At 63.1% G+C, this 14,192-nt stretch carries 6 protein-coding genes; 1 reads left to right on the top strand and 5 read right to left on the bottom strand.

All coding sequences use genetic code 11. The features are described from left to right. Positions 1-15: 15 nt before the first annotated feature. Together IB277_RS35630 and IB277_RS35625 are read right to left on the bottom strand one after the other, a co-directional pair. Positions 16-1,071 carry a TRAP transporter substrate-binding protein gene (locus IB277_RS35630; RefSeq protein WP_192373053.1) on the bottom strand — a complete coding sequence of 352 codons (1,056 nt, stop codon included), beginning with the start codon at positions 1,069-1,071 and terminating at the stop codon, positions 16-18. A 289-nt stretch (positions 1,072-1,360) separates the two neighbouring features. After that, positions 1,361-7,063, bottom strand: coding sequence for an alpha/beta fold hydrolase (locus tag IB277_RS35625; RefSeq protein WP_192373051.1), 5,703 nt, complete (start codon positions 7,061-7,063; stop codon positions 1,361-1,363). A gap of 346 nt (positions 7,064-7,409) precedes the next feature. On the opposite strand from IB277_RS35625, the gene IB277_RS35620 reads away from it, so the two are divergent. Further along, a complete protein-coding gene (locus IB277_RS35620; RefSeq protein WP_192373049.1) occupies positions 7,410-11,423 on the top strand; it encodes an AAA family ATPase in 4,014 nt (1,337 codons plus the stop codon). An 8-nt stretch (positions 11,424-11,431) separates the two neighbouring features. Here the strand turns inward: IB277_RS35620 and IB277_RS35615 are convergent, their stop codons facing one another. The 3 genes from IB277_RS35615 to IB277_RS35605 form a co-directional block, all read right to left on the bottom strand. Further along, entirely contained in the window at positions 11,432-11,932 is a 501-nt protein-coding gene (locus IB277_RS35615; RefSeq protein WP_060530503.1) for an NUDIX hydrolase, read from the bottom strand. 205 nt (positions 11,933-12,137) lie between these two features. After that, entirely contained in the window at positions 12,138-13,091 is a 954-nt protein-coding gene (locus IB277_RS35610; RefSeq protein ID WP_034798145.1) for a substrate-binding domain-containing protein, read from the bottom strand. 63 nt (positions 13,092-13,154) lie between these two features. After that, entirely contained in the window at positions 13,155-14,165 is a 1,011-nt protein-coding gene (locus IB277_RS35605) for an ABC transporter permease (RefSeq protein WP_034798144.1), read from the bottom strand. Between the last annotated feature and the right edge of the window lie 27 nt (positions 14,166-14,192).

Here is a 14,192-nt window from a genome sequence, read left to right as displayed (position 1 = left end):
CGGCCGGCAGTGCGCTCAGGCGCTCGAATATTTCTGCACAAGCGCCTGCGCCGTGGCGATCAGCGCCTTGCCGTCGAGGTCCTTGGCCTTCATGTCCTCGATCCACTTGTCGTGGACGGGTCTGGTTGCCTCCACCCACTTCGCCTTTTCGTCCTCGCTGATCGTGCTGATTGTTCCTTCACCGGATGTCTCGATTGCCGCGCGCACTTCGGCACCGACGCTGTCCCACATCTCGCCGGCCTTCTTGGCGAAGGCCATGCCGCTGTTGGCGTCCAGCACGTCCTTGAGGTCGGCCGGCAACCCGTCGTACTTGCCCTTGTTCATCGCCAGGAAGAAGGTTGCGGTATAGAGCGTCGGCGAGCCCGGGATTTCGGTATGGAACTTGGTGAGCTCGTTCACCTTGATCGAGGGAACCACTTCCCACGGGAGCACGCAGCCGTCGATCGACCGCTGGGCCAGTGCTTCGGGCACCTGCGGAATGGGCATGCCGACCGGCGTCGCCCCGAGTGCCGCCAGCGCCTCACCGGCAAGGCGCGTCGGATTGCGAAGCTTCAGCCCCGCGAGGTCCGCTCCGGTCTTCACTTCCTTATTGGTGTGGATCAGGCCCTGATCATGCGCCCAGAAGCACAAGAGCTGGGTATCGCCAGTTTCCTTCAGTACGTGCGTCTGGCCATATTCCTGGCAGGCTTGCGCGTTGACGGTCGCCTCCTTGGCGGCGACGAATGGCAGTTCGAACACTTCCGTGGACGGGAAACGTCCGGGCGTGTTGCCGGGCAAGGTCCAGACGATATCGACGACGCCGTTCGACGCCTGATCGTAGAGCTGCGGCGGCTTTCCGCCGAGTTGCATGGCCGGGAAGATGTCGACCTTCAGCGCACCGCCGCTTTGTTCTGCCAGCAATTTCGCCCATGGCGTCAACAGCCGCTGATGAACGTTGGATGCCGGCGGCAGGAAATGGTGCAGCTTCAGCGTGACTGTTTCCTGGGCGCGCGCCGCACCGATTTTCAGAACGAAGGGCGCTGCAAGCAGAGCGCCGCCGGTCTTCATCAAATTCCGTCTGCTCAGTTTCATAGGTTCCTCCCTGTCGACCCCACATTCACGCGCGGCGAACATCGCATGCACGCACCTGATCCTTCACGGCCATCCGGCGGGCAGATCTCCCCGGTCGCTTGAAACTTCCCTTTGCTCCTCATCGGAAAGCTTCAATCCATTAACATGTTAAGTTTATTTTGAACCGACTGTCAAGCGACGGCATCGGGCGACAAAACGGCATGGCGGATCACCCGGACACGTCCTCGTGAACGGGCCCGCTCGAGCCTTCCCGTAAGGATTTGAACCAGTAACGCGCCAGGAGATGGGATCAGAGCGTGAGCGTCTGCACAGTCCCCGCATATTCGCAGTCGAGCTTCCAATCGGCGCCATCCTGCCGGACGTGGAGAAAAGTCGCACCGTCGCCGGGAGCCGGCCGGGTCGCGTCGACGATGCAGTGATAGCGCTTGGCCTTGTAGTCGAACTCGAACGTCTCCTGCTCGACGATATCCTCGTCGATCCCGTTTGCAAAAGGATAAGGCGCATACATTGCCGCGGTGTGGATCGAATGCACGGTCGTGATCGGCGTGCCGTCCATTTCCGTCAGAAGCGCCGTTGCAATGCAGCCCCGGTGTTCATCACCGGAGAGGAGCACGACATGCTTGATCTTTCCGGCGGCGATGGCGCCGAGAACATCACGCAGACTGTTCGGATAGCCATCCCAGCCATCGGAACGCAGCGCACTCAGGTTGTCCGGGCTGAGGCTGGCATCGCGCTGGATCGCCCGGCGATGACGCGGGAGAAACATCGATGGCGACGCTATGAACTTCGGGCCATTTTTTAAAAGCCACGTCTCCAGGTCGCTCATCGTCTCGCCGACGCCCGTCTTGAACAGGGTCGCATTGGCAAGCCCGGCGCCGATCTTGCGGTGCGTCCTTTCGCTGCGCGTGTCGAGCAGGAAGAAATGGAAGCCCTCGTAGTCGAACGTCTTCAGCTTGGGATCCACTCCACGCTGGTATTTCTCGAAGGCCGCGAAACCCTCCTTCTTCAGCTTGGCATTCGTATCGATATCGTTCGGAGAGGCAAGCGGCTCCCAGTTGTCGTCGATCTCATGGTCGTCGAGCAGCATGAACGACGGTATGCGGCGCAGGACCTCGCGCACGCTGCGTTCCTGCAACCAAGCTTCGTAAGGGAGGCGATACCTGTCATCGCTCGCGGCCGGATCGTAGAGCCCTGCGGTCGGATCCACATAGACCTGATCGCCGACGAGGAGCGCGAACTTCGGCTGGATACCCACCCCCGCCCCTATTCTGTCAGCGACCTCGGCATAGGAGCGATAGGCAACCTTCCTGTCGATGAACCCGGCCGGGTACTGGCACGAAGCCAGGATGAAGCTGGTGCCGGCGGGCGAAGGCTGAACAGGAGGAGCGAGCGGGGAATCGTAGGGGATAACGCCGTCCATCATTGCCCGGTCCTGCTCGACCAGATTTTCCAGAACCGACGCTCCCATAAGGAAGTTGAGGTTCATCGAGGAACTTGCAGGCGTCGCCATCTGCGGAGCGGCGCCGACCGTCAGGTTGGTCGTCGGGGTCGTGTCCTTGTAGACGAGGCGGTTCGGCGAAAATTTCACAGCCTTGCCCGGATTGATGTCGGGCTGCGGCGCATCCATCATCCGCGAGGCGGCCTGCGAGATCCGCTCGAAACGCTGATAGGGAAGTATCTCCAGCACCCTCTCCGGGTTCTCGTTCGACTCGCGAAGCAGCGCCCGATAGACGACGCCATTCTTGGCGAGCGCGTAGTATGTCTCCTCAATGAACGGCGGCAGAAGCTTGTCTTCCGCGTAGGCAAGCAAGACGAGCAACGCGTTTCCCGGGAAGTTCGGATCATACCCCGGCATCGATGTCGGGAGCGGCGCCTTGAACGCATCCCAGTGGTTGTCGCGCAACGCCGGGGACCAGTAGACCATCATGTGGCTGACGATGTAAGGCAGATCCCAGGGTTGGCCATCCGGGCGCTGGATGTCGTCGCCGTTTACCAGCACGCGCAGCATGATCACGCCCTCGGTCTGGCGGATTGACGGCAGCGTGCCAAGGCGAATGGTCAGCTCGCCGTTCTCCTCGGTAATGATCGGCCCGATCCAGGGCGGGTAGGCCGTCATCTCGGTGTCTGCGGCCACAGGCTGGCGTTGGATGTTCTGGTCGAGGAAAGCTTCGATCTTCTGCAAGGTCGCATGCCGGGTCGTCCCGATAAGGGCGTCCTGGTGACCGGCGCCAGGGTTGAGATAGGGTTCCAGGTAGACACGACCTGCATCGTCGAAGACGCGGCGCATGCGGTCGACGGTGGCAGGATCCGTGAGACCGTTGCCCGATCCATGGACGCTAAAGGTGGGGAACTTCCACTTATCCTGCAGGACTTCTCGTGACACCAGTCGGTTTTGCCCCCGGAAGTCGGTGAGCATGGCATTACGCACGAAATGCACCGTCGTGGAGACCGTATTGAGGCTGAGCGCGCCGAAATGCTCGTTGATGAAGCGCAGCATTTCAGGCTCCATGTTGGCGACGTTGAAGTCGCGTCCGTAGAGCGCGTCCATCCGGTGCCGGGTTCTTGTCCACGGCGTCCGCTTCCATGGCCAGATCGGATTTTCCACGTCGAACTCCTCGACCGGGTAAGGAAGCGTCGAAAGCACGCGGTCCCAAAGGTCATCGGCGAGCGTCGGCTTATCCGGATTGAAGCTGTAGCTGTCGGGCAGGAAGCCGAGAAGGTAACGCACCGCATAGGCGCGGAAGATGTTGGCAGGCGTAAAGACCACCAGCGGACCGACCTGCGTGAAGGCCACCCGGTCGACGAGGTCCTGGATCTTACCCTCCAGTGTGGCGATGCTGAAAACCATCGTGCCCATGCAATGGGCGATGACGTCGAGTTTCGGCACACCGGTCTGTGTGGCGATCGTCCGCAACACCAAGGGCACGTCTTCCTTGCCGATTTCGTCGAAGCTCCAGGCCGCACTTGCGGTCGGGTGCGCCGGGCTGGTTCTGAGGTCGGCGATCCAGACATCACGCCCCGTCTTCCAGAAATGGCTGGCGAAGTTGGGATTGACGGCGTGGTGGGCAAAGGTCGTCCCGCCGGCGCTGTATCCGTGGATCATCACCAGCGGCCGCTTCGTCGTGCCCGGATAGGGATAGCGGGTTAGCAGTACTTTCCCGACAACCGGCGGGCCGCCGAGTTGAGGCTTGCTCGTTCCGACGACGAGCGTCTGTCGTTGCGCCGCGACCGTGCCGCCGCCCTTGATCTTCAACTGCGCCGGCGGGCGGAAATCCACCGCGTCGTTTGCCGGGTCCTTGTCTTTATCGGGTGCGCGGAAACTCCAGATATGCATTCCCAAAAGCAGCCGGAGAAAATACCCGAGGAAAGTCAGGAGCGCTCCGATCGCGGCGACGCCGTCGCGCTGTTCCGTGATGCGCACGAGCGGCACGCCGATACGGGCGAGATAGTCGAGGTCGAGCGTCAGCACGCGCCCGCCGGACGCTGCCTCCAACCCCGGAAATTGCTCCAGCGCGACTTCCATGAGCTGACGCCAGGGATTGGAACGCCGATCATAGGTGAAGCGCTTGGTGCCGACGATACGATCGCCCGCAAGCGAGATGCCACCGGTGATCGGGTCCGGCGCGCCGACCTTCAGATCATAGACGAAGGCGCGGATCTCGCCGGACCGGCTGGCGATGGCAAGACCTGAGCGGACGCGCTCAAAGAAGCCGGGCCCACCGTCGCCGTCGACGATCGCCTGATAGCTGTCGCGCAGGCCTCGGTTGAGCACCCATGCCTTGCCGGCACGCCAGATCCTGCCGCCGACCCACGTCGACTGGCGCTCGAGGACCCGCAGGCTGCCGGTCAGGGGCGCCGTAAAGACGGCGATCGCCTGGAGCTTCTGCTCCATCAGACCGGCGGGCGCCCATGTCTGATGGAGATTGTCCCACTGATCCGCCGGAAAAATTCGGATCATGCTACGGGCCAACGGCACGGAGGCGTCGGTCGCGACCTCAAGGGTTCCATCGCCACCATTGCTTGGCGCCAAATCGGCCAGCGCCTTCGGCTCGAAACGCAGTGTGAGCTCGACAACTCTCGTTTCAGAGGCCGTCCCGGGCGCTGAAAACCTGACCCGGCCGGCAAGGCGCTCGATGATCTCGGCATCGGTATCAGGGGCAGATGCAGCGGCATCGGTTTCACGAAACACCGGGCGGACCAAAGCTAGGCCGGGCGCCGCAGGGGCCGGGGCGACATAATTCCAGGCGGCCGCGAGTGTCTCCGAGGCGCGCAGGGCCACTGCCGCTATGGTGAGCGCCGGATTGGTGCCAAGCGCCGTCGGGATAATCGAGCCGTCGAGGACCACGAGGCCATTATGGAAGTCGTTCGGGAGCTCCGATTTGAAAACACGCCCCAAATGATCGACGACGCCCGTCGCGCCGGTGTTGCCCATCACGCAGCCACCGAGCGGATGCACGGTCGTGAGCGGACCGCGCTTGTTTTGCAGCAGCCAGTTCAGGCTGGCCGGCAGGAGCTTCCAGACGGGATTGGCGATGACGCGCCCGCCCGTATTCTTCGCCAGCCGCGCCAGCGCCTCAACCTCGGTGTCGAAGATCGGCAGGGACGGCAGATCGTCCCAGCGCATCCGCGCCGCGCCGTCATCGCTGTCGGAAGCCGTTTCATCCAGTTCCATACGACCGGCGGCGCCGTCATCGGCCATGACGGCATAGACGGCGGAATGTTCGATCCTGGCGGTCGGCGCCACATAGGCGTCGTCGTCCGGAAAACCCCGCGTATGCGTGGACCAGTCGAACCGGTCGAGCCCGTGAAGCGTGTTGAGCGTTGCAAAGATCTCGGTGAAGGCGAGGCGCAGGCCAGCTGGAACGGAGAGTTCCTCGATCAGAACACCGGCCGTTTTTCGAAGATCGAGCACGCCGGTGATCGTGGGACCGATCGCACGCTTGGAGGGCTGCACGGCCTCGTCCGAGACGGTATTGACCGGATTTGACGTGGCATAATCGGTCACCAGCATGTCGCCATTGGTCGAGCAATGGTTGCCAAAATGCACCGAGAGGCTGAGGCCTTTGGCCTGTGAGCGCTTCAGGATTTCGAACGAGCCGAGCGTGCCCGCCGCCAGCACGACCTTGTCTGCGCGCACCTGCAGCACGTCGCCGTCGCGTGCGCGCAGGGCCGCGTCGGTGTAGACGCAATCGACGATCCAGTTGCCGCCGTCCGGCTTGACGCTGAGCACGGTCGCGCCGCTGAAGATCTCTGCCTCGTTGCGCAGCGCCGTCACGAGCAGGTTGACGTCGAGCGAGTTCTTTGCGCCGAAATTACAGCCCGTCGCGCAGTCGCCGCAGCGCACGCATTTATTGAGCCTGACATTTCCCGAGCTCACCGTGTCGGTCATCGCGACCGTAATCGCTGCCTCGCGAAAACCCGTCGACGCGATGCTGCGGAAGGACTTGTGTTTCTGGGGAATGCCGTCGGGATGTTTCGAGATGCTGTTCGGGACGCCGTTTGCGGTGCCGCCCAGAAGCTCGCCCGCACGATCATAATACTGCCGCCAGGTCGTCAGGTCCTTGAGGTCGTCGGGCCAGCGCGTGTGAAACACGCGCTCGTCGGGAACTTCCATGACGCCGGCATTGATCAGCGAACCGCCGCCGACGCCGTTTGCGACCACCGTGACGACCTCCGGGCCGATCCGCACGTCGACCAGCCCTTCCTTGTTGCGATCGCGGCGGATATGGCGAGGCAGTTCGCCAAGACCTGTTGGAAACGCGCCCGGCAGATACTCCTTGCCCCGCTCGAGCACCCCGACCTTGATCGGAGCGCCTCCCTTCGTGCGGCCGGCCATGGTGGCGGCAGCGATTGCGCCGCCATAGCCACTGCCGACGACCAGAACATCAAAGTGGAGCGCCGCCGGCGTCTTCCGAACCCGGTCGACCAGCCTTTCGAAACCCTGGGAAATCCACGCGGTGTGCGAGGTGTTGTCGAAGTCAATGCTGGCCATGGTCGCCTCCGGGACGTCGGTCTCGGGCACGGTGCGGGTATCCGTAGCTCCAATCGGACATAACGCTCTCCATAAGATGCGTCTGACGCCTGAACTCGGTGTGCGAGCCGCGATGGCTCATGTCTTTCGGTGATCCCCAACAGGGGGCATCGACATCCGGGAAGAATGCAAAAATCCGAAACGTGTGCGGTTTCCGCCAAAGCCGATCGATCGAAGTCGGCTAGCCCTCTTAGCGATTGCTAAATAATATGCGAGAGTCAGCAAATCGGCGAGGGATAAATGCACTTCTGCGCGAAGATGGCCCCTGTTTCGCGCATTTCGTGATCAATCACCGCGCGAAGGAAACATGGAGACGATCGCAAAATCGCTCGAAGGGTTTTTGCCGCTGAACTTGCTTGGCCGGCTTCACGGCTCTCACGGAGAGCGGCCGTCGGCGGTAGAGTTTCCGGCCGCCGTGATCTTTGTCGACGTCTCGCGCTATACGGCCCTCGTCGAGCAACTGGCGCGGCGCGGCAAGGAAGGGCTGGTGCAGATCCCGAAGCTGCTCAGTATTTCCTACGCGCGTTGCGCCGACCATGTCTGCGACCGGGGCGGCGAAGTCCTCCTCTTTGCGGGTGACTCGCTACTGGCCTATTGGCCCGCCGACGAAACGGGTCTGGCGCGCGCGGTCAAGAGTGCGGCCGAGTGCGCCGAAGCGATCTGCAAGGAGAGCCGCGAGCAGCGAAATCCGGGTGCAGGCGAAATCGGACCTACCCTACATATCGGCATCGGCGCCGGGCAGCTCTGGGCGGCCGCCATCGGCGGCCAGCCGGTCTGGAACCTTGTGGCTGGGGGCGATGCCGTCGTTCAGGCCGCAAGTGCGCAGACACTTGCCCATCGCTGGGAAGTCGTTCTGTCACCAGAGGCGGCAAATGTCCTGACCGATGGCGAGGCAAATGCGCGCGCGCCCGTCGCCGCTCCAGCGCATCCGCACATCGCGCACGAATGGCTCGTCGCATTCCTGCCGATGCAGCTTCAGGAGTTGCTTGGCCCCTCGCCGACGATGATGGGCATCGAACCCGCATCCCCCAACGCCTTAGCCGAAGGCAATGTCCATCGCGATGCACGGCTGGACACGCTTGCGGAGATCAGACCAGTGTCCGTCATTTTCGTCCGGATAATCGGTCTGCAACATCAAGATGCCCAAGCGCTCGTCCGACACCAGAACCTCTGCGCAACGCTTCAGGCGATTTCGCACCGCTACGGCGGTCCTCCGGGCGAACTCCTCTTCGACGACAAGGGGCTCGTTTACCTTTGCGCTTTCGGGACACGCGGGACGTTTCACCGCGACGACCCGGCCCGCGCCGTGGATGCCGCCCGCGCCATCGGTCGCCATATCACGGAGATGGGGCTTGCCGTCTCGGTCGGCGTGGCGACGGGCGAAGCCCTGTTTCGAGTCGTCGGCAGCACGCGCCGCCGACAGCTGATGGTTCTCGGCACGCCGGTCAATCGCGCCGTGCGCCTCGTCACGACCGTCTCCAATGATGTGCTGTGCGATGCGCCGACCGAAAGGGCAAGCCGGGCGTCCTTCGATTTCGAGCAACGCGGAACCGTCCAGCTGGCGGGACTTGGCGACGTGGCGCCCGTCTTTCGGCCTCTTGAGCCGAAGTCGCGGGCCCTGTCTGCGGCAACGCTGATTGGCCGAGAGCGGGAACTTGCTTTCCTGCAGCATGCTTTCGAGGAGACGCGCGGCGGTTCGAGCCGTCTTGTCGTCATCCTGGGCGAACCCGGCATCGGCAAGAGCAGGCTGGCTGCCACCTTTACCGACAATCTTCACGCCGCGGGAGTGGCGATTGCCGTGACGCTCGCCGAACGGGACGACCGGCGAAGCTCGCTTCTGGCCTGGCGACGCGTTCTTGAAACGCTTTTGGGATTGCCCGTCGAAAGCGATGGCCTCGTCCTGCTCGAAAGCATTACCGCGCGCATCCGCACGGCGCCGTGGATCGCAGACCGCCTGCCCCTTCTTAACGACCTGCTGGCGATCGAGATTGAGCAGAACGAGGGAACGCGCCACCTGGAAGGTGCCCACCGCGCCGATGCGACCATGCGCCTCCTCGGCGATATCCTCGGCGTCTTGGCGCCACGGCCGTTCGCCCTCGTACTCGAAGACAGCCAGTGGCTGGATTCCGCCTCCTGGCGGCTGGTCGAATGGGTGCTCGGTTCTGTGCCTTCGCTGCTGCTCGTGCTCTGCGTGCGCTCCGAAGAGGTGCCCGAGGATCTGAAGCAATTGCGACGACGGGTCGAGGCGGCAGGCGAAGCCGGGACCGAGACAGAGGAGCCGGCCCGGCGCTACCGCATCCTCGAACTCGAAGAGCTCGACGACGGCACTGTTTGCGAACTCGTTTCGCGCACCCTTGGCGAGGTTCCGCCACAACAGGAACTCGCGCGCAGGGTCGCTGCCCTTGCCGGAGGCAATCCGTTCTTTGCCGAGGAGATCGCGCTGACGCTGAAGAGCGAAGGCTTGATCGCCGTGCGCGATGGCCTCTGGCGCTCGATCCGCCCCCTTGAGGACCTCCAGTATTTCGAGGGAGTCGAGCGCGTTATCCGAGAGCGAGTGGATCGCCTCGATTCGACATCGCAGGACGTGATCAAAGCGGCGGCCGTCATCGGACGCTCGTTCACCTTTGCCGAGCTGGAGGCATTGCTGAAAGAAGAGCTGAATGCGGAAGGGCTCGGCTCCGCCGTCGAAAGGCTGGTCGATGCCCATCTGGTGCGCCGGCTCGGCCAAGCCGGAAGCTACGAATTCCGTCACGACCAGACGCGCGATGTGGTCTACGGATCGATGCCGGGCGACCTGCGCAGCCGCCTCCACGCATCGCTCGCCCACTGGCTGGAGCGCAGCCGCATTGAAGCAATGGGTGGAGATCTGGCGGTTCTCGTTCAGCATTTCGAGGCGGCGGACAACAAGGAGAAGGTCGTGAAATACGCGGACCTGGCGGCCGCGAGGGCTTTGCAGGTCGGCGCCTTCCGCGAGGTCGAGTTCTTTCTCGGCATTTGCATGGCGCACGAGCCGAAGCCGCAGGACCGGACGCCCGAACAGCGACTGCAGGCGGTTCGCTGGCGGCGCAAACTTGCCGAAGCGCACTACAGTCGCGGCGACATTCACGCGCAGGGCATTGCCGTCAGGAATGCGCTGAAAGCGGCCGGCCAACCGGTTCCCGTCTCTTCGTCTGCGACGCTGGTACGGCTTGCCGCGCGCAGCTTGCGGCTTGCGGCGCAGCAGATGCTGCCGGAAACAGCGAAGCTTGCCCGCCGCGAGGACCGGCTGTCCTGGGAGAGGGAAATGGCGCGGTGCCTGAACCAGGCAGCGCTGGTTGACTACTTCGAGCTGCGCTTCACCCGTGGAATGTGCAATCTCGTTGGCGCGGTGGCGCGCGCCGAACGGACCGGACGGACGATCGAAATGGCCGTCGCCGCCTCGCAGCTCGGCTGCGGCTTCGGGATGATGGGCTGGCGCTCCGGGTGCCGCTATTTCATGGAAAGGGCGGAGCGGATCGCGACCGAGCTTTCAGACACCGCGATCCATGCGCATGTCTGCAATCTCGACGCGCTCTGGCAGCTCGGGCGCGGAGAATGGGCGGGGGTGGACGCAAGGCTGGAACAGGGCCAGCAGTTCTGCCTTCGAGCCGGCGACCAATTGCGGTGGTGCAATGCCCAGGGCATGCGCTTCTGGTCGCTCTATTACCGTGGCGAGCAGGCCGCGCTCGAACCAACGGCGACCGCCCTGCTCTCGCGCGCGCAGAATGCCGGCAATATCCAGCAGGAAATCTGGGCGTTGCGGTGCAAGGCGTTGTGCGTGCTTCACACGGATCAGCCGCGCGAGGCCGTCGACATTCTCCGGCTGATCGGCTCGGCGATGCTCGGGTCGGTCGATCTGGCCGCGCAGATCTCGGCGAAGGGTGCGCTGGCGCTGGCGCTCGCGCGCACGGGGCGGCATGCGGAGAGTGTCCAGGCGGCCGCCGAAACCTTGCAACTGGTCAAATTGATGCGCCGGCCTTCGTCCCACAGCACTTTGGTTGGCATCTCCGGCGCCGCCGAGGTTTTCCTGCGGGGCCGCGAGGCCGGCCTCGCACACGCTTACGACGAATGGCCGCGCTGGGAGGCCCAAGCGCTACGCGAACTCAAACGTTATGCCCGAGCCTTTCCGATCGGCGTGCCTCAACTCGCGCTGTGGTCGGGCGTATCGCTCTGGCTGGAGGGCAAGGAGGCCGGCGCAATGTCGGTGTGGAAGGATGGCATGGCGGCCGCGCAACACCTCAGTCTTCGGCGCGACGAGGCCATGATCGCCGCCGAGCTGCGTCGCAGGCGGGACCGGCTTTAGGGACGTGACTAATCGGCGCAACTCGCGAGACTATCGTTTCCAAGCCCGCCCAGCCGTTCGGTGAGAAGCGTTTTAAGGCCAGGCTGCCCGACAAGCGACGCCGCGAGGGATGCCGGCACCCAGCGCATCGCGCGCGCGCCCTTTTCCGGAAAGTCGGGCGCCATGGACACAACGGCGATCAGGTGAACCTGGACGTGATAGACGGCGGTCTTGCCGACCTTGCTGTAGGTGTAGCCGCCGATTTCGTCGTTTAACGCCGTTCCGATAACACCGGCCTCTTCGAACGCTTCCCGGACGGCAGCGCCAGGGGTGTCTTCACCATACTCCAGGTGCCCCTTGGGAATGCCCCAGAGCCCGGTGGTGCGGCCGCAAATGAGCAGCACCTCGAACCGGTCCCCGCCGCTTTCCTTGCGAATGCAGATCGCACCAGCCTGGTCGACGACGACCGGCTCTGCGTCGGAAGCGGCTATCGCGTCAGATGACAGACGTGACACAGCGGGTGTTTGCATCATCGCTCTCATGTTGAACTGACTGGAAGCCAAGGGAAGGTCAGGCGGCTATGTGACGGTTTTATGACGATTCATAGTGAGATTCAACAGCATGCTAATGCAATTGAAAGGCCGGCAAGATGGCCGGCCGCGGGGCAGTATTCTCAGCCTCGCCGAGCCTGATGACGGCCCACAAATCGCGGGCCGTCATCACATCAAAGCTTAATCAGAACGGCGAATCCGGGAAGTAGAAGTCCTTCGCATTGTCCTTGGTCACGAGCGTTGCATCGATCGTGTAGACGCCGCGCACCGGAACCTGGCCGTAGAAGTTGGCGACGGTCATTTCGAGCGCCGTGCCGACCATTGCCGGCGGATAGAGCACGTCGACCGGGATCATCTTGTCGCCGTCCATGACCTTCTTGATCATTTCCTTCGAGCCTGCGCCGGCGACGACATACTGGATGTCGGTGCGCTTGGCCTGCTCGATCGCCTGCAGCACGCCGACGGCCATGTCGTCGTCCTGGCACCAGACAACATCGATCTTCGGGTACTTGGTCAGGTAGTCCTGCATGACCTTGAAGGCATCGTCGCGGTTCCAGTTGCCGTACTGGCGGTCGAGAACCTTGACCTTCGAGCCTTCGATACCCTTGTCGAAGCCGTCCTGGCGCTGCTGGTCGATCGGGATCGGCAGGCCGCGGATGACGACGACTTCAGCTTCCGGCGTCGTTGCCTTGATGTACTCGCCAGCGACCTGGCCAAGCGCCGGATTGTTGCCGGCAACGTAGAGGTCACGCACCGAGTTGTCGTTGACACTCGGGGCACGGTCGACGAGAGCGACGAAGGTCCCCTTGCCCTTCACTTCCTTGATGGCGTTGACCAGTGGATCCGGATCGGTCGGCAGGATGACGAGCGCGTCGATGCCTTGCGTCTCAAGATCCTGCACGGCGTTGGCCTGGCTTGCCGGATCGGGTGAGGTCTTGACGATGACGTTCAGGCCGGGATTACGCTCCATCAGGATCTTGGCGACCCGTTCGGCATGGAACACGACGCCGGCCGTCCAGCCATGGTCGGCCGCCGGGATCGAGACGCCGATGGTTACTTTCTTTTCCTCTTGCGCGTGAGACACGCCGGCAAAGGCGGTCATCGCGGCAAGGGTCAGGCCGAATAGCTTCTTGTGCATTAAGTTCCTCCCAAATTTCAGGTCAGCCTGTTCAAGGCCGGGAGACCTGTAGGCCCGGCCGTCTCACGACTTCCGCACCAGCGAACGCTGGACGAGCATCGCAATGATGATGATCGCGCCCTGGATGGCACCGATCAGATATTCGCTGATGAAGTTGGAGAGCAGCATGATGTTGCCGACCAACTCGAGGATGAACGCGCCGCAGATCGTGCCCCAGACGCGCCCTGCGCCGCCCTTCAGCGCCGTGCCGCCGACGACGACGGCGGTGATCGCCTGCAGCTCCCACAAAATGCCCGTCGTGGCCGAGGTCGAGCCGAGGCGCGGCACATAGAGGAGAACAGCGACCGCAACGCAGAGCCCTTGAATGACGAAGGCGATGGTGCGCACGCGATTGACGGAGATGCCCGAATAGCGGGCAACGTCGCGGTTGGAACCGACAGCAACGACGTGGCGACCGTAGCGCGTGCGGTAGAGGACAAAGGCAGCAACAGCAGTCACCGCAAGGATGACGACGATCGGAACCGGCACGCCGGCGATCGTGCCGAAATAGGCTGGCCGGTACATTTCCTGCAGCTCAGGCTCCTTGAGCGTGATCGCTCCGCCCTGCGAGAGCCAGGTCGTCAGCCCGCGATAGATGCCCATGGTGCCGAGTGTCGCGATGAAGGGCTCGATCTTGCCGACGGTGGTGATCAGGCCGTTGGTGAGGCCGCAAAGCGCACCGGCGACGATGGCAAAGAGGATTGCCGCCAGAAGCATGAGAACCGGATCGGCAATGACGCCGGAGTTCATGAACAGGATCATCAGGCTGGCGATGAACGCGACCATGGCGCCCACGGAGAGGTCGAGATCTCCGGACGAAATCACGAAGGTCGCGCCAACCGCGATGATCGCAATGAAGGCGCTTCGGGTGGCGACATTGGCGAGGTTGGTGATGCTGATGAAATTGGGATTGACCAGCGCGCCGACCAAGAGAAGCAACGCCAGCGCAACGAATGGCGCCACTGCCCTCAGATCAATGTCACGCCAGCTGCGGCGGCGGATGGCTTCCTGGCTGCCTTCCTGGTTCACGCTCATGTCCAATCGAACCTCCCCCATCTGTCG

This window comes from Ensifer sp. ENS07, assembly GCF_014852185.1.
GTDB lineage: Bacteria > Pseudomonadota > Alphaproteobacteria > Rhizobiales > Rhizobiaceae > Ensifer > Ensifer adhaerens.
This window is presented reverse-complemented; position numbering and strand designations above follow the sequence as displayed.

Coding starts and splice junctions, on each gene's coding strand:
- IB277_RS35610 (WP_034798145.1), bottom strand. CDS start 13,091: ATGCACAAGAAGCTATTCGGCCTGACCCTTGCCGCGATGACCGCCTTT.
- IB277_RS35620 (WP_192373049.1), top strand. CDS start 7,410: ATGGAGACGATCGCAAAATCGCTCGAAGGGTTTTTGCCGCTGAACTTG.
- IB277_RS35625 (WP_192373051.1), bottom strand. CDS start 7,063: ATGGCCAGCATTGACTTCGACAACACCTCGCACACCGCGTGGATTTCC.
- IB277_RS35605 (WP_034798144.1), bottom strand. CDS start 14,165: ATGAGCGTGAACCAGGAAGGCAGCCAGGAAGCCATCCGCCGCCGCAGC.
- IB277_RS35630 (WP_192373053.1), bottom strand. CDS start 1,071: ATGAAACTGAGCAGACGGAATTTGATGAAGACCGGCGGCGCTCTGCTT.
- IB277_RS35615 (WP_060530503.1), bottom strand. CDS start 11,932: ATGCAAACACCCGCTGTGTCACGTCTGTCATCTGACGCGATAGCCGCT.